The 14,477-nt window shown below is 60.1% G+C and carries 15 protein-coding genes and 2 pseudogenes; 10 read left to right on the forward strand and 7 right to left on the reverse strand.

Annotated elements, in window-relative coordinates; all coding sequences use genetic code 11:
• Positions 1-204 precede the first annotated feature (204 nt).
• Complete coding sequence (locus tag ACS5Q8_RS28515; RefSeq protein WP_247398331.1) at positions 205-567, forward strand: cupin domain-containing protein; 363 nt, start codon at positions 205-207, stop codon at positions 565-567.
• 30 nt (positions 568-597) lie between these two features.
• On the opposite strand, the pseudogene ACS5Q8_RS28520 reads toward ACS5Q8_RS28515, so the two are convergent.
• From ACS5Q8_RS28520 to rpmB, 3 genes and pseudogenes are all read right to left on the reverse strand, one after another.
• Positions 598-1,802 (reverse strand): annotated as a pseudogene (locus tag ACS5Q8_RS28520) (ISL3 family transposase).
• 151 nt (positions 1,803-1,953) lie between these two features.
• The gene (gene rpmG / locus ACS5Q8_RS28525) at positions 1,954-2,109 is read right to left on the reverse strand and encodes a 50S ribosomal protein L33 (protein ID WP_003176906.1); all 156 of its coding nucleotides are present in this window, start codon (positions 2,107-2,109) and stop codon (positions 1,954-1,956) included.
• 11 nt (positions 2,110-2,120) lie between these two features.
• Positions 2,121-2,354 carry a 50S ribosomal protein L28 gene (gene rpmB, locus ACS5Q8_RS28530; RefSeq protein WP_003176907.1) on the reverse strand — a complete coding sequence of 78 codons (234 nt, stop codon included), beginning with the start codon at positions 2,352-2,354 and terminating at the stop codon, positions 2,121-2,123.
• 458 nt (positions 2,355-2,812) lie between these two features.
• On the opposite strand from rpmB, the gene ACS5Q8_RS28535 reads away from it, so the two are divergent.
• Complete coding sequence (locus tag ACS5Q8_RS28535) at positions 2,813-4,405, forward strand: ABC transporter substrate-binding protein (RefSeq protein WP_426099905.1); 1,593 nt, start codon at positions 2,813-2,815, stop codon at positions 4,403-4,405.
• A 44-nt stretch (positions 4,406-4,449) separates the two neighbouring features.
• Here the strand turns inward: ACS5Q8_RS28535 and radC are convergent, their stop codons facing one another.
• A complete protein-coding gene (radC, locus tag ACS5Q8_RS28540) occupies positions 4,450-5,124 on the reverse strand; it encodes a RadC family protein (RefSeq protein WP_247398338.1) in 675 nt (224 codons plus the stop codon).
• Positions 5,125-5,267: 143 nt separating this feature from the next.
• On the opposite strand from radC, the gene coaBC reads away from it, so the two are divergent.
• The 4 genes and pseudogenes from coaBC (at position 5,268) to argB (ending at position 9,532) form a co-directional block, all read left to right on the forward strand.
• Positions 5,268-6,476 (forward strand): bifunctional phosphopantothenoylcysteine decarboxylase/phosphopantothenate--cysteine ligase CoaBC, encoded by a 1,209-nt coding sequence (gene coaBC / locus ACS5Q8_RS28545; RefSeq protein WP_276195448.1) that lies wholly within the window; start codon positions 5,268-5,270, stop codon positions 6,474-6,476.
• A 5-nt stretch (positions 6,477-6,481) separates the two neighbouring features.
• Positions 6,482-6,937: a dUTP diphosphatase gene (dut, locus tag ACS5Q8_RS28550; RefSeq protein WP_276195449.1), complete on the forward strand. Its 456-nt coding sequence runs from the start codon at positions 6,482-6,484 to the stop codon at positions 6,935-6,937.
• Positions 6,938-7,188: 251 nt separating this feature from the next.
• Positions 7,189-8,604, forward strand: a pseudogene (locus ACS5Q8_RS28555) (phosphomannomutase/phosphoglucomutase); the annotation flags it as partial.
• 22 nt (positions 8,605-8,626) lie between these two features.
• A complete protein-coding gene (argB, locus tag ACS5Q8_RS28560) occupies positions 8,627-9,532 on the forward strand; it encodes an acetylglutamate kinase (protein ID WP_017846055.1) in 906 nt (301 codons plus the stop codon).
• 70 nt (positions 9,533-9,602) lie between these two features.
• On the opposite strand, the gene pyrE is transcribed toward argB, so the two are convergent.
• Positions 9,603-10,247: an orotate phosphoribosyltransferase gene (gene pyrE / locus ACS5Q8_RS28565; protein WP_017526814.1), complete on the reverse strand. Its 645-nt coding sequence runs from the start codon at positions 10,245-10,247 to the stop codon at positions 9,603-9,605.
• 82 nt (positions 10,248-10,329) lie between these two features.
• Here pyrE and crc point away from each other — a divergent pair, with 82 nt between their 5' ends.
• Entirely contained in the window at positions 10,330-11,109 is a 780-nt protein-coding gene (gene crc / locus ACS5Q8_RS28570; protein WP_003195493.1) for a catabolite repression control protein Crc, read from the forward strand.
• 59 nt (positions 11,110-11,168) lie between these two features.
• Here crc and ACS5Q8_RS28575 read toward each other — a convergent pair whose 3' ends face one another.
• Together ACS5Q8_RS28575 and rph are read right to left on the reverse strand one after the other, a co-directional pair.
• A complete protein-coding gene (locus ACS5Q8_RS28575; protein WP_443695095.1) occupies positions 11,169-11,537 on the reverse strand; it encodes a DUF4870 domain-containing protein in 369 nt (122 codons plus the stop codon).
• A 22-nt stretch (positions 11,538-11,559) separates the two neighbouring features.
• Positions 11,560-12,282, reverse strand: a complete 723-nt coding sequence (gene rph, locus ACS5Q8_RS28580) for a ribonuclease PH (RefSeq protein ID WP_003213280.1) — start codon at positions 12,280-12,282, stop codon at positions 11,560-11,562.
• A 229-nt stretch (positions 12,283-12,511) separates the two neighbouring features.
• On the opposite strand from rph, the gene ACS5Q8_RS28585 reads away from it, so the two are divergent.
• The 3 genes from ACS5Q8_RS28585 (at position 12,512) to rpoZ (ending at position 14,436) form a co-directional block, all read left to right on the forward strand.
• Positions 12,512-13,375 carry a YicC/YloC family endoribonuclease gene (locus ACS5Q8_RS28585; protein WP_276195450.1) on the forward strand — a complete coding sequence of 288 codons (864 nt, stop codon included), beginning with the start codon at positions 12,512-12,514 and terminating at the stop codon, positions 13,373-13,375.
• A gap of 10 nt (positions 13,376-13,385) precedes the next feature.
• Positions 13,386-14,006: a guanylate kinase gene (gene gmk, locus ACS5Q8_RS28590; protein WP_276195451.1), complete on the forward strand. Its 621-nt coding sequence runs from the start codon at positions 13,386-13,388 to the stop codon at positions 14,004-14,006.
• 166 nt (positions 14,007-14,172) lie between these two features.
• Positions 14,173-14,436: a DNA-directed RNA polymerase subunit omega gene (rpoZ, locus tag ACS5Q8_RS28595; protein ID WP_247398362.1), complete on the forward strand. Its 264-nt coding sequence runs from the start codon at positions 14,173-14,175 to the stop codon at positions 14,434-14,436.
• Positions 14,437-14,477 lie beyond the last annotated feature (41 nt).

A 14,477-nucleotide genomic window follows, 5' to 3' on the forward strand; every position in this document is an offset into this window, starting at 1 on the left:
AAGGGCCAGGCGATGTGCCCCGGCAGCCTCAAAGAATGCTTGCCTCGCCAGCCATTTTTTCGGCTAAAGGCAGCTACCACCCTAAACCAGCGGCTGGGGATGTATCAATATATTTGACATAACGCCGGTAAACGCCCTTGCGATGTTCATTTTAATAAACATAGACTTTGGGTTCCCCAACCGCAGGCCAGACGGGACACGCACATGAGCATCCAGGACATCATCGACTTCAGCCAAGCCAAAACCGCCGCCGATCGCTATCGCCCTGCTGCCGAGAAAATCCTCAAGGGCGATCCCGAGCAGACGATCTACAACCACTACAACAGCCCGTGCGGCCAGATGAGCGCCGGGGTCTGGGAAGGCGAGGTCGGGCAGTGGAAGGTCAACTACACCGAGCATGAGTACTGCGAGATTGTGCAGGGGGTTTCCGTATTGCGCGATGCCGAGGGCAACGCCAAGACCTTGCGGGCCGGCGACCGCTTCGTGATCCCGGCCGGCTTCAGCGGCACCTGGGAAGTGCTGGAGCCCTGCCGCAAGATCTACGTGGTGTTCGAACAGAAAGCCTGATCAGCAAATCCCACGCAAAAAAAAGGTTCTTCACGGATTACCGGGAAAGACGCTCTTGATCTTCATGAAAAAGAATTCGCTATCCCGGTAACCATACGCCATACGCTTGATCACCTTTATTCGATTGTTTATTCCTTCCAACTGACCGGTGTGCATTGGCCAGCGAACCCGACTGACGATGCCTCGCCAGTAACCCTTTAGTCTTTTGGCAAACTGCATCAGGGCAGGTATCTCGCTTTCATGGGCGTGACGCAGCCATTGGTTCCAAGCTGATCTCCAGTCCCAGGCGGTGCTCGGCGTCCAGAGCGTTTTGAGTTCAGCCTTCATTAAATAGACCGTCATCAGCGACTGGTTGGCCGCCAGCAGATCCTGCAAATGAACCTGTTGCTCTGGGTTTTTCAGGTTCTCAGGATTGCGCAGCAGTAACCATCGCGCCTGCTTGATGACTTTGCGTGCAGGCCTGTCATGGCGCAGTCGATTGGCTTCGTCGACACGAACCCGGTCAATTACCTCTCGACCATATTTGGCCACCACATGAAAGAGGTCGTAGACCACTCGCGCTTTGGGGCAGTGGTGACGAACCTCCAGATCAAAAGCGGTGTTCATGTCCATCGCCACCGCTTCGATTAGCGCGCAGCCCTCGGGCCCCAGCTCTTCAAAAAGGGTCTAACCGCCGCCCGACTACGGCCTTCGCCGATCCACAGCACCCGTCGCGTATCCGCATCCAGGACAACGGTGGCATAACGATGACCTTTGAAGAGTGCGAACTCGTCCATGACCAAGCGTCGCGGTTTCGCCTTTGGCAAAACGCTTAATGCTGCTTGCAGGGCTCGACGCTCCAGTAAACGAACGGTCTCCCAATGCAGGCCAAACATCTGCGCCACGTGCAGCGTTGGAAGGCGCTCGCACGCTTGAATGACGGCATCTGCCAGGCGCCGGGTCATGCGGGCATAGCGATCCAGCCAACTAACCGCCTCCATGCGCTTGCCACAATCGCGGCAACCAACGCGCCGGAGCAAAACGCTCAAGCGCACCGCATGGCCGAGAATAGGCAAGTCACGAATGATGCGCTCGCAATACTCATGAGTGGTTGAGCAGAGCTTTTGACAGCCGCCACAATATGGGAACCGGGTGGCATGGGGGATCAGGTCGATCTGAAGGGCATCGCCGTCAGGCTTGATGTTGACGACAGAAAAGCCCTCCCAAAAGGGAAGGAAAGTATTAATATCTCGCATAAGAACGCCGGTTTGTTAGATGTGTTTGCTCGCACGAACATCATCAACCAAATCGGCGTTCTTGTTTCTGTGTTTCCCGAGATTCCGTGAAGAACCAAAAAAAAGCCCGCATCGTGAGATACGGGCTTTTTTTCACAAGGAAGAAAATCAATTACTTGATTTTGCCTTCTTTGTAGATCACGTGCTTGCGAACGCGCGGGTCGAACATTTTCTTTTCGAGCTTGTCCGGGGTAGTACGCTTGTTCTTGTCGGTAGTGTAGAAGTGACCAGTACCGGCGCTAGAGATCATTCGAATCAATTCACGCATGATAGAGCTCCTTAGATCTTGCCAGCGGCACGGATTTCGGCCAGCACGACAGTGATGCCACGCTTGTCGATGATGCGCATGCCTTTGGCAGATACACGCAGGCGAACAAAACGTTTCTCTTCTTCAACCCAGAAGCGGTGATGCTGCAGGTTCGGCAGGAAACGACGACGGGTTTTGTTATTTGCGTGGGAAATGTTATTCCCAGTCACCGGACCCTTACCGGTAACTTGACAGACTCTCGACATGCCTCAGCCCTCTAAAACCACATGCCCAACCCGGCATGGGTTGGCCGCTTAATCTCTCAGTCATTTGGCGCCAGGCGCCGCGTTTCTTTAGGGTCTTACCGGCTACACCTACAAGCGAAGGAACCGGGCCCCTAGAAAAGAGCGCTGCTTTATACCAGAAAGACCCAAGTGCAACAACAGCCCGTGTGTTTTTAACGGCGTAAATCTCGGCGACAGATGCCCGAACCGTTGCCAGGAGGGGCCGCTGCAACAGCCGACCGCTCGTCGCACAGAATGATTTACAACGCCCGCCGGCACCAAAAAGTACACGGCGAAACGCGCTGAGGCGCCATCAAAACAGCATTTGAGGCAAAAGCACAGGCAAAAATGGACTAGTCATTTATCAATCAGACCACTACGGTAGGACTTTTCCAGACTGCACTCGCAGATGGGCCTTCGATCTGCACAGGAAACCGAACATGCGCCTCGCTGCCCTAGCGCTTTTGCTAGCCCCTCTATTTATCGCGTCGCAGGCCTTGGCGGCGACCAATCTGAGCGTTTGTACCGAGGCCAGTCCCGAAGGGTTCGACGTGGTGCAGTACAACTCGCTGACCACCACCAACGCCTCGGCCGACGTGCTGATGAACAGCTTGGTGGACTATGACGCGGCCAGCGGCAAACTGGTGCCAAGCCTGGCGGACAGTTGGGAAGTGTCGCCGGACGGCCTGACCTACACCTTCCAATTGCACCCCAACGTAAAATTCCACCGCACCGACTATTTCACCCCGAGCCGCACCCTGACCGCCGAAGATGTACGCTTCAGCTTCGAGCGCATGCTCGACCCGGCCAACCCGTGGCACAAGATCGCCCAGAGCGGTTTCCCCCACGCTCAGTCGCTGCAATTGCCGGCACTGATCAAGAAGATCGACGCCCTTGACCCGCTGACCGTGCGCTTCACCCTCGATCACGCCGACTCGACTTTCCTCGCCGCGCTGAGCATGGGTTTTGCCTCGATCTACCCGGCCGAATACGCCGACAAGCTGCTCAAGGCCGGCACCCCGGAGAAGCTCAACAGCCAGCCCATCGGCACGGGCCCGTTCATTTTCACGCGGTTCCAGAAAGATGCCGTGGTGCGCTACAAAGCCAACCCGGACTACTTCGCCGGCAAACCGGCTGTGGATAACTTGATCTTCGCCATCACCCCGGATGCGAACGTGCGCCTGCAGAAACTGCACCGCGACGAATGCCAGATCGCACTGTCACCCAAACCGCTGGATGTGGGCGAAGCCGAGAAAGACCCTGCACTCAAAGTGGAAAAAACCGCAGCATTCATGACCGCATTCGTCGCGATCAACAGCCAGCACCCGCCGCTGGATAAGCCCGAGGTGCGCCAGGCGATCAACCTGGCCTTCGACAAGGGCAGCTATCTCAAAGCCGTGTTCGAAGGCACCGCCGAAGCCGCCAACGGCCCCTACCCGCCCAACACCTGGAGCTATGCCAAGGATTTGCCGGGTTATCCACAGGACATCGCCAAAGCCAAGCTGCTGCTGGAGCGCGCCGGGCTCAAGGACGGCTTCAAGACCACAATCTGGACACGCCCCACCGGCAGCCTGCTGAACCCCAACCCAAACCTCGGCGCGCAACTGCTGCAGGCGGACCTGGCCAAGGTCGGCATCCAGGCTGAGATCCGCGTGATCGAATGGGGCGAGCTGATTCGCCGCGCCAAGGCCGGCGAACACGACCTGCTGTTCATGGGCTGGGCCGGTGACAACGGCGACCCGGATAACTTCCTAACGCCGCAGTTCTCCTGCGCGGCGCTGAAATCCGGCACCAACTTCGCGCGCTATTGCGACCCGGCCCTGGACAAGCTCATCAGCGCCGGCAAGACCACCAGCGAGCAAGGGGTGCGCAGCAAGCTGTATCAACAGGCCCAGGCGCAGATCCAGCAACAGGCTCTGTGGCTGCCGCTGGCGCACCCGACGGCGTTCGCCCTGGCTCGCAAGAATGTCGAGGGATACCAGGTGAGCCCGTTTGGGCGACAGGATTTCTCCAAGGTCAGCGTCAAGCCCTGAGCGACAAGCTGCAAGCCCTCTTGAGGTTTGCAGCTGCTCCGCCCCTACATCCACCCGTATTCCGCCATCGACAATGGATCACCATCCCCCACGATGATGTGATCCAGCACCCGTACATCCACCACTTCCAAGGCTTTTTGCAGAATCTTGGTCAATTTTCGATCAGCCGCACTCGGCTCCACGCTCCCCGAAGGATGGTTGTGGCACAGGATCAACGCCGCCGCGTTGTAAGCCAGGGCGCGCTTGACCACTTGCCGGGGGTAAACCACGGTGGCATCGATGGTGCCCTGGAACAACGCCTCGAAACCCAGTACCCGATGCTTTGAATCGAGAAACAGGCAGCCGAAAATCTCGTGAGGCTCGTGGCGCAACAGCGCCTTGAGGTAGTCACGCACAGCGACCGGGCTCTCCAGCACTGAGTCACCGCGCAACTGTTCGGCCAGGTGGCGCCGGGACATCTCCAGCACCGCCTGCAGTTGGGCAAACTTTGCCGGCCCCAGCCCCAACTGCTGGCTGAACAGCACCTGACTGGCCTCCAGCAACGGGCGCAGTCCACCGAACTGCGCGAGAAGATGGCGGGCCAGGTCCACTGCGCTTCGCCCGGTTACCCCGGTGCGCAGGAAGATTGCCAACAGTTCGGCGTCGGACAAACTCGCCGCGCCCCACTCCAACAGTTTCTCTCGTGGCCGCTCTGCTGCCGGCCAATCACGAATACTCATCTCACCTCCCTGTGCATGTGCGCCGCTGCTGCCTGGCGGACGCTGTGTTATCGTAGCCGCTCTTTTTTGCATGCGATTTCACCTGGGGAGGGGGCGTCGCAGGCGTCACTGAACTGGCTTCACTGAACTGGAAAGGCAAACCAATGCAGCGTCTGTATCGGAAACGCATCGTTCTCGGCGTCGGCGGCGGCATTGCCGCCTACAAGAGCGCAGAACTGGTTCGCAGGCTTCTCGACCAGGGCGCCGAAGTGCGCGTGGTCATGACCCGCGGCGGTAGTGAGTTCATCACCCCGCTGACCATGCAGGCCTTGTCCGGCCACCCGGTTCACCTGGACCTGCTGGACCCGGCCGCCGAAGCCGCCATGGGCCATATCGAACTGGCCAAATGGGCCGATCTGGTACTGATCGCCCCGGCCACCGCCGACTTGATCGCCCGCCTGGCGCAAGGCATCGCCGATGACCTGCTGACCACCCTGGTCCTGGCCACCGACGCCACCGTCGCTATCGCCCCGGCCATGAACCAGGCCATGTGGCGCGACCCGGCCACCCAAGCCAACACTCAACTCCTGCAAAGCCGTGGCCTCAAGGTGTTCGGCCCGGCCTCCGGCAGCCAGGCCTGCGGTGACGTCGGCATGGGCCGCATGCTCGAAGCCACCGACCTGGCGCTGTGCGCCGCCGAGTGCTTCCAGCACCTGGCCATGACCGGCAAGCACGTGTTGATCACCGCCGGCCCGACCCAGGAAAATATCGACCCGGTGCGCTACATCACCAACCATAGCTCAGGAAAAATGGGCTTTGCCCTGGCTGAAGCCGCGGTCGAGGCAGGCGCGCGCGTGACGCTCATCACCGGCCCGGTGCATTTGCCGACCCCCGATCGCGTCACGCGAATCGACGTGGTCAGCGCCCGGGACATGTTGGCGGCCTGCGAGGCGGCCATCCCCTGCGACCTGTTTATCGCTTCGGCAGCGGTTGCGGATTACCGCCCGGAAGTCGTCGCACCGCACAAACTCAAGAAAGACCCTACCAGCGGCGACGGCCTGCTCCTGCAAATGGTGCGCAACCCGGACATCCTGGCCACGATCGCCAGCCGCCCGGACCGCCCGTTCAGCGTCGGCTTCGCCGCCGAGACCGAGCACTTGCTGGATTACGCCGCTCGCAAATTGAAAGACAAAAATCTCGACCTGATCGTTGCCAATGATGTCGCCAACCCGAGCATCGGCTTCAACAGCGAGGAAAACGCCTGCAGCGTGATCGACCGCGACCTGCACGCCACCCTTTTCGCCCAGACCAGCAAGGGCAAGATTGCCCGTCAACTGATCTCTTTTATCGCCCAACGGCTGAACCAGGTTTAATTTACATGCACGCTTTGCAAGCCAAGATCCTCGACCCCCGCATCGGCACCGACTTCCCACTGCCGGCCTATGCCACACCTGGCTCCGCCGGCCTCGACCTGCGCGCCATGCTCAAGCAAGACACCGTCCTTGAGCCGGGCCAGACCCTGCTGATTCCAACCGGCCTGTCGATCTACGTCGGCGACCCGGGCCTGGCGGCGCTGATCCTGCCACGCTCCGGCCTCGGCCATAAGCACGGCATCGTGCTGGGTAACCTGGTCGGCCTGATCGACTCGGACTACCAGGGCGAATTGATGGTGTCGTGTTGGAACCGTGGCCAGACCGCCTTCAACATCGTCGTCGGCGAGCGCATTGCGCAGCTGGTGCTGGTGCCGGTGGTGCAGGCGCACTTCGAACTGGTACAGGAATTCGACGCAACCCAGCGCGGTGCAGGCGGCTTTGGGCATTCCGGCAGTCTCTGACCACGCTGAACCGGGGCGGACGCCACTGTCCGGCCCGGCTCGACGCCACCGCATGGCCTTTCAGGATGAAGAATGCGCGGACCTGACGAACGATATTTCTTCATTAAAATCAAAGCACTACCAGAACATAAGCGCGGAGCGGATGCTCCGATGGCCTTTTTGCACCACGAACTCTGCACCGAAAACGCCGTCATACCCTTCAGTTTAAGCCTGCCGGTCAGCCGCATTAAGGCCAGCCTTGCCTCTCTCAGATGGAGTTTCCCCCCGCGATGAGTACCGCCGCCCGAGTAGCACCGACCTTTCCCGACAGCATCTTCCGCGCCTATGACATCCGTGGCGTGGTGCCCAAGACCCTGACCGCCGAAACCGCTTACTGGATTGGCCGCGCCATCGGCGCCCAAAGCCTGGCCCAGGATGAGCCAAACGTTTCGGTTGGCCGTGACGGCCGCCTGTCCGGCCCCGAGTTGGTGGAACAATTGATCCAGGGCCTGGCCGACAGCGGTTGCCATGTCAGCGATGTCGGCCTGGTGCCGACCCCGGCGCTGTACTACGCCGCCAACGTGCTGGCCGGCAAATCCGGGGTGATGCTCACCGGCAGCCACAACCCTTCGGACTACAACGGGTTCAAGATCGTCATCGCCGGCGACACCCTGGCCAACGAACAGATCCAGGCCCTGCACACACGCCTGAAAACCAACGACCTGACCAGCGGCAAAGGCAGCATCACCAAGGTCGACATTCTTCAGCGCTACTCCGACGAAATCACCAGTGACGTCAAACTCGCACGTCACCTCAAAGTGGTGGTGGACTGCGGCAACGGCGCGGCCGGCGTGATCGCCCCGCAACTGCTCGAAGCCCTGAACTGCGAAGTCGTGCCGTTGTTCTGCGACGTCGACGGCAACTTCCCCAACCACCACCCGGACCCGGGCAAGCCTGAAAACCTGGTGGACCTGATCGCCAAGGTCAAGGAAACCGGGGCCGACGTAGGCCTGGCCTTCGACGGCGACGGCGACCGCGTGGGCGTGGTGACCAACACCGGCGAAAACGTATTCGCCGACCGCCTGCTGATGCTGTTTGCTCGTGATGTGGTGGCGCGCAACCCGAATGCCGAAATCATCTTCGACGTGAAATGCACCCGTCGCCTGACGCCACTGATCAAGGAGTACGGCGGTCGCCCGCTAATGTGGAAGACCGGTCATTCGTTGATCAAAAAGAAAATGAAGGAAACCGGCGCGCTGCTGGCCGGCGAAATGAGCGGCCACGTGTTTTTCAAAGAGCGTTGGTTCGGGTTTGACGACGGCATTTACAGCGCCGCTCGTCTGCTGGAGATCCTCAGCAAGGAAAAATCCACGGCGCAGGAGCTGTTTCAGACCTTCCCGAACGATATTTCTACGCCAGAGATCAATATCCATGTGACCGAAGAGAGCAAATTCAGCATCATTGACGCATTGCACGATGCGCAATGGGGCGAAGGCGCCAACCTGACCTCCATTGATGGTGTGCGAGTCGATTACGCCAAAGGCTGGGGCCTGGTTCGCGCGTCCAACACCACACCGGTGCTGGTGCTGCGTTTCGAGGCGGATACCGAGGCTGAGTTGCAGCGCATCAAGGACGTGTTCCACGCCCAGTTGAAACGTGTTGCCCCTGATCTCCAATTACCGTTCTGATTTTTTTGCACCGGAGCCCTGAATGACCCTCGAACGCGAAGCCGCTGCCAACACCGCCAAGGTCCTGTCCGAAGCGCTGCCCTACATTCGACGCTACGTCGGCAAGACGCTGGTGATCAAATACGGCGGCAATGCCATGGAAAGCGACGAGCTGAAAACCGGCTTTGCCCGCGACATCGTGTTGATGAAAGCCGTGGGGATCAACCCGGTGGTGGTCCACGGCGGCGGCCCGCAGATCGGCGATCTGCTCAAGCGTTTGTCGATCGAAAGTCACTTCATCGATGGCATGCGTGTCACTGACGCGCAGACCATGGACGTGGTGGAGATGGTCCTCGGCGGCCAGGTGAACAAAGACATCGTCAACCTGATCAACCGCCACGGCGGCAGCGCGATTGGCCTGACCGGCAAGGACGCGGAGCTGATCCGCGCGAAAAAACTGACCGTGACCCGTCAGACGCCGGAAATGACCCAGCCGGAAATCATCGACATCGGCCAGGTAGGCGAAGTGATCGGCATCAACACCGACTTGCTGAACCTGCTGGTCAAAGGTGATTTCATCCCGGTTATCGCACCGATCGGCGTGGGCGCCAACGGTGAGTCCTACAACATCAACGCCGACCTGGTAGCCGGCAAAGTGGCCGAAGCACTGAAGGCTGAAAAGCTGATGCTGCTGACCAACATTGCGGGCTTGATGGACAAGCAAGGCAAGGTGCTGACGGGCCTGACCACCCAACAAGTGGACGAGTTGATCGCCGATGGCACCATCTACGGCGGCATGCTGCCGAAGATCCGTTGTGCGCTGGAAGCGGTACAGGGCGGGGTCGGCAGCTCACTGATCCTTGATGGCCGCGTACCGAATGCGATCCTGCTGGAAATCTTCACCGACACCGGTGTGGGCACGCTGATCAGCAATCGCAAGCGTCCTTAAGCGCTGAAAACCAAAAGGCCCCGCTCAATCTGATTGAGCGGGGCCTTTTTATGTGGACGGAGGTTCGGTGTCAGACGCCGAACTGCTCGCGGTACGCCCGCACCGCCGGCAAGTGCTGCTTGAGCTGCGGATCGTCTTCGAGGAACTGCAACACCTGGTTCAAGGACACGATGCTCACCACCGGGATGCCGAAATCACGTTCCACTTCCTGGATCGCCGACAATTCACCATTGCCGCGCTCCTGGCGGTTCAAGGCGATCAGCACGCCTGCCGCCTTGGCACCCTCCTGGGACGCGATGATCTGCATGACTTCACGGATGGCAGTGCCTGCGGTGATCACGTCGTCGATGATCAGCACGTCGCCCGTCAGCGGCGCGCCCACCAGGCTGCCGCCTTCGCCATGGGCCTTGGCTTCCTTGCGGTTGAAGCACCACGGCAGATCGCGCCCATGGTGTTCAGCCAACGCCACGGCCGTCGCAGCGGCCAGGGGGATGCCCTTGTAGGCCGGACCGAACAGAACGTCAAAGGAAATGCCGCTTTCAACGATGGCTGCCGCGTAGAAACGCCCCAACTGAGCCAGGGCCGAACCCGAGTTGAACAAGCCTGCATTGAAGAAATACGGGCTGGTGCGCCCGGACTTGAGGGTGAACTCACCGAAGCGCAAAACACCGCGATCGATGGCAAAACGAATGAAATCGCGTTGATACGCCTGCATGAAAAAAACCTCAGATACCACGGCTTTAGCTAATTAGGTAGACGGCGTGTATCATACACGCACGCGATTTTTGGGGCCATTTATGCGGATCATCAGTGTGAACGTTAATGGTATTCAGGCTGCAGTCGAGCGTGGTTTGCTCAGTTGGCTGCAAGCCCAGAATGCCGACGTCATCTGCCTGCAGGACACCCGCGCCTCCGCCTTTGAACTGGACGATCCAGCCTTCCAACTGGATGGCTACTTCCTTTATGCCTGCGATGCCGAAGTGCCCACCCAAGGTGGCGTGGCTTTGTACTCGCGGTTGCAACCCAAGGCGGTCATCAGCGGCCTCGGCTTCGAGACAGCCGACCGCTACGGGCGCTACCTGCAAGCCGATTTCGACAAGGTCAGCATCGCGACCTTGCTGCTTCCTTCGGGGCAGAACGGCGATGAAGACTTGAACCAGAAGTTCAAGCTAATGGACGACTTCGCCCGCTATCTGGATAAACAGCGACGCAAACGTCGCGAGTACATTTATTGTGGCTCGCTGTACGTGGCGCAACAGAAGCTGGATATCAAGAACTGGCGCGACAGCCAGCAATCGCCGGGCTTCCTGGCGCCGGAACGGGCCTGGATGGACGAGATTGTCGGCAACATGGGCTATGTCGACGCCCTGCGCGAAGTCAGCCGTGAAGGCGACCAGTACAGCTGGTGGCCGGATAACGAACAGGCCGAGATGCTCAACCTGGGCTGGCGTTTCGACTACCAGTTGCTGACCCCGGGCCTGCGCCGCTTTGTGCGCAGCGCACGCCTGCCGCGCCAGCCGCGCTTCTCGCAGCATGCGCCGCTGATCGTGGACTACGACTGGACACTGACCATCTGAGGTCTTTGTCCAGGTACAAAAAAACCGACATCGCTGTCGGTTTTTTTGTGCGCGCCTGCTTACTTGATCAGCCGCCAGGTCCACGGGTAGCGGTAGGCCGTGCCGTTGTTGGCCTTGATCCCGCCAATGATCGTCAGCACCAGCGCCGCGACCACTAGGATCAACATCAACAGAAAGCCGATCACCACGAACCCGAGCACCATGCAGACCAGCCAGGCGATGGCCACGGTGATCTGGAAGTTCAGGGCCTCCTTGCCCTGGTCATCGATCAGCGGGTCCATGTCCTTCTTGATCTGCCACAGGATCAACGGCCCCAATAGGCTGCCGAAAGGGAATACCAACCCCAGAAACGCCGCGAAGTGACACAACATCGCCCACTGGCGCACTTCCTTGGACGGTGTCGGAACAGGCAATTGGCTGTCACTCATGGCGTTTCTCCTTGAAGCTGGCTCAGTCGGCCAGCGCAGCGTTCTGCAGCTCGAAAATCTCGGTCATACCTTTCTGGGCCAGGGCCAGCATGGCATTCAGGTCAGCCGGCTGGAATGGCGCACCTTCGGCGGTACCCTGCACTTCGATGAAACCACCGGTGCTGGTCATCACCACGTTCAGGTCGGTCTCGGCGGCCGAGTCTTCCAGGTAGTCCAGGTCCAGCACAGGCTCGCCCTGGTACATGCCCACCGACACAGCGGCGATCATCTGCTTGAGCGGGTCGCCGCCCTTCAGGCCGCCACGCTTCTTGATCACTTTCAGCGCGTCGACGAGTGCAACCATGGCACCGGTGATGGAGGCAGTACGCGTGCCGCCGTCGGCCTGGATCACGTCGCAGTCGACGTACAGGGTCACGTCGCCCAGCTTGGACATGTCCAGGGCAGCGCGCAGCGAACGGCCGATCAGGCGCTGGATTTCCAGGGTGCGGCCGCCTTGCTTGCCACGGCTGGCTTCACGCTGGTTACGCTCGCCGGTGGCGCGCGGCAGCATGCCGTACTCGGCGGTCAACCAACCCTGGCCCTGGCCCTTGAGGAACCGCGGTACGCCGTTTTCGACGCTGACGGTGCAGATCACCTTGGTATCGCCAAACTCGACCAGTACAGATCCCTCGGCGTGTTTGGTGTAGTTGCGGGTGATGCGGATCGAGCGGAGCTGATCGGCAGCGCGACCACTTGGACGTTTCATAGGGGATACCTGTACGGAGGACGAAAAACTGCCGGGCATTATAGAGCCGCGAGCCGATTCGGGGCACATCTAAAAAATCCGGTTACGAATCGCCGACTTCCAGTGCTTTGTCAGTGCCAGGGTTTGGGGCCAATCGCCCCACTGCGCTACACTCCTGCGCCTTCGCAGCCTGTCGGCTTCAATTTACCCATCAGCCCGCTATTGCGGGACTGCAACGCGAGGTACCTCCATGGTGCACAGCATGACCGCCTTCGCCCGCGTCGAAAAAGCCGGCGCCCAAGGCACCCTGAGCTGGGAACTGCGCTCGGTCAACAGCCGCTACCTGGAGCCGCACCTGCGCCTGCCGGAATCGTTCCGCGACCTCGAAGGCGCGGTACGTGAGGCACTGCGCCAGGGCATTTCCCGCGGCAAGCTGGAATGCACACTGCGCTTTACCGAGGAAACCACCGGCAAACCGCTACAGGTCGACCGCGAGCGCGCCGCGCAACTGGTCGCCGCCGCCGAGACCATTGCGGGCCTGATCAAGCAGCCTGCCGCGCTGAACCCGCTGGAAGTGCTGGCCTGGCCCGGCGTGCTGGTGGCTGACGCCAGCGACCCGCAAGCCCTCAACGCCGAAGCCCTCACCCTGTTCACCCAGGGCTTGAAGGAACTCAAGGCCGGCCGCGAGCGCGAAGGCGCCGAACTGGCCCGACTGATCAACGAGCGCCTGACCTCGATTGAAGCCGACGTGGTCACCCTGCGCGAGTTGGTGCCGCAGATGCTCGCGACCCAGCGCCAGAAGGTCCTCGACCGCTTTGCCGATATGAAGGCCGACCTTGATCCGGTGCGCCTGGAGCAGGAAATGGTCCTGCTCGCGCAGAAGAGCGACGTCGCCGAAGAGCTCGACCGCCTGAGTACCCACATCCTTGAAGTACGCCGCGTGCTCAAGTCCGGCGGCGCCGCTGGTCGGCGCCTGGACTTCCTGATGCAAGAACTCAACCGCGAAGCCAATACACTGGGCTCCAAGGCGTTCGATCCGCGTAGCACCACGGCTGCGGTCAACCTCAAAGTGTTGATCGAGCAGATGCGCGAACAAGTACAGAATATTGAGTAAGGCAACCTCCATGACCCACAGCACCGGCACCCTTTACATCATTTCCGCCCCTTCGGGCGCGGGCAAGAGCAGCCTGGTCAAGGCCTTGACCGACGCTGAAGAACAGATCCGCATCTCGGTATCCCACACCACCCGCGCCATGCGCCCGGGCGAGGTGAACGGCGTCCACTATCACTTCGTCGAGCGCACCGAGTTCGTCAAGATGATCGAGCACGGCGCCTTCCTTGAGCGCGCCGAAGTGTTCGGCAACCTCTACGGTACGTCGCAAAGCCACCTGCAACAAACCCTGGATGAAGGTCACGACCTGATCCTGGAGATCGACTGGCAGGGCGCCGAACAAGTGCGCCAACTGATGCCCAAGGCGCGGTCGATCTTCATCCTGCCGCCGTCGCTCGAAGCCTTGCACCAGCGCCTGACCAACCGAGGCCAGGACAGCGACGCGATCATCGAAGGCCGCATGCGTGAAGCCGTCAGCGAAATGAGCCACTACGTCGACTACGACTACCTGATCATCAATGACGATTTTGCCCACGCACTCGACGACTTGAAGGCGATTTTCCGCGCCAATCAGCTCCAGCAAAAGCGCCAACAGCAGCGTTTCGGCAAATTACTGGCCGAACTGCTCGGTTGATTGGTTCTTCCCAAAACGGCTGCGAGGGCCTTACATTGGCACTTGTAGCGGTTTTCGAGGGCCGTGGAAAAATCAGCGCTTCCCTAAACGCTGGTGTTTTTTTAAACTGTTTAGTCCGCTCGCCCAACCGGGCAGCGCGCATTTTGCATTCGCTCCGAGGAATATCATGGCCCGCGTAACCGTTGAAGACTGCCTAGACCACGTGGCAAACCGCTTTGAGCTGGTCATGCTCTCTACCAAGCGTGCCCGTCAACTGGCCACTGGCGGCAAAGAGCCCCTGGTCCAGTGGGAAAACGACAAGCCTACCGTTGTCGCCCTGCGCGAAATCGCTGAAGGCCTGATGAGCTACGAGTTCATCGCCAACGCCGAAATCGTTGAAGACGAACCGCTGTTTGCCGCGTTCGAAGGCGAGTCCAACGAGGACGCCTAAGCCTATGCCTGGTCGACGTAGCACGGCGCGGAGTCAACGCA

This window comes from Pseudomonas sp. PAMC25584 (assembly GCF_058135675.1).

Excerpts from the sequence above, each read along its gene's own strand:
- ACS5Q8_RS28515 (WP_247398331.1), top strand. The coding sequence starts at position 205 with ATGAGCATCCAGGACATCATCGACTTCAGCCAAGCCAAAACCGCCGCC.
- rpmG (WP_003176906.1), bottom strand. The coding sequence starts at position 2,109 with ATGCGTGAATTGATTCGAATGATCTCTAGCGCCGGTACTGGTCACTTC.
- rpmB (WP_003176907.1), bottom strand. The coding sequence starts at position 2,354 with ATGTCGAGAGTCTGTCAAGTTACCGGTAAGGGTCCGGTGACTGGGAAT.
- ACS5Q8_RS28535 (WP_426099905.1), top strand. The coding sequence starts at position 2,813 with ATGCGCCTCGCTGCCCTAGCGCTTTTGCTAGCCCCTCTATTTATCGCG.
- radC (WP_247398338.1), bottom strand. The coding sequence starts at position 5,124 with ATGAGTATTCGTGATTGGCCGGCAGCAGAGCGGCCACGAGAGAAACTG.
- coaBC (WP_276195448.1), top strand. The coding sequence starts at position 5,268 with ATGCAGCGTCTGTATCGGAAACGCATCGTTCTCGGCGTCGGCGGCGGC.
- dut (WP_276195449.1), top strand. The coding sequence starts at position 6,482 with ATGCACGCTTTGCAAGCCAAGATCCTCGACCCCCGCATCGGCACCGAC.
- argB (WP_017846055.1), top strand. The coding sequence starts at position 8,627 with ATGACCCTCGAACGCGAAGCCGCTGCCAACACCGCCAAGGTCCTGTCC.
- pyrE (WP_017526814.1), bottom strand. The coding sequence starts at position 10,247 with ATGCAGGCGTATCAACGCGATTTCATTCGTTTTGCCATCGATCGCGGT.
- crc (WP_003195493.1), top strand. The coding sequence starts at position 10,330 with ATGCGGATCATCAGTGTGAACGTTAATGGTATTCAGGCTGCAGTCGAG.
- ACS5Q8_RS28575 (WP_443695095.1), bottom strand. The coding sequence starts at position 11,537 with ATGAGTGACAGCCAATTGCCTGTTCCGACACCGTCCAAGGAAGTGCGC.
- rph (WP_003213280.1), bottom strand. The coding sequence starts at position 12,282 with ATGAAACGTCCAAGTGGTCGCGCTGCCGATCAGCTCCGCTCGATCCGC.
- ACS5Q8_RS28585 (WP_276195450.1), top strand. The coding sequence starts at position 12,512 with ATGGTGCACAGCATGACCGCCTTCGCCCGCGTCGAAAAAGCCGGCGCC.
- gmk (WP_276195451.1), top strand. The coding sequence starts at position 13,386 with ATGACCCACAGCACCGGCACCCTTTACATCATTTCCGCCCCTTCGGGC.
- rpoZ (WP_247398362.1), top strand. The coding sequence starts at position 14,173 with ATGGCCCGCGTAACCGTTGAAGACTGCCTAGACCACGTGGCAAACCGC.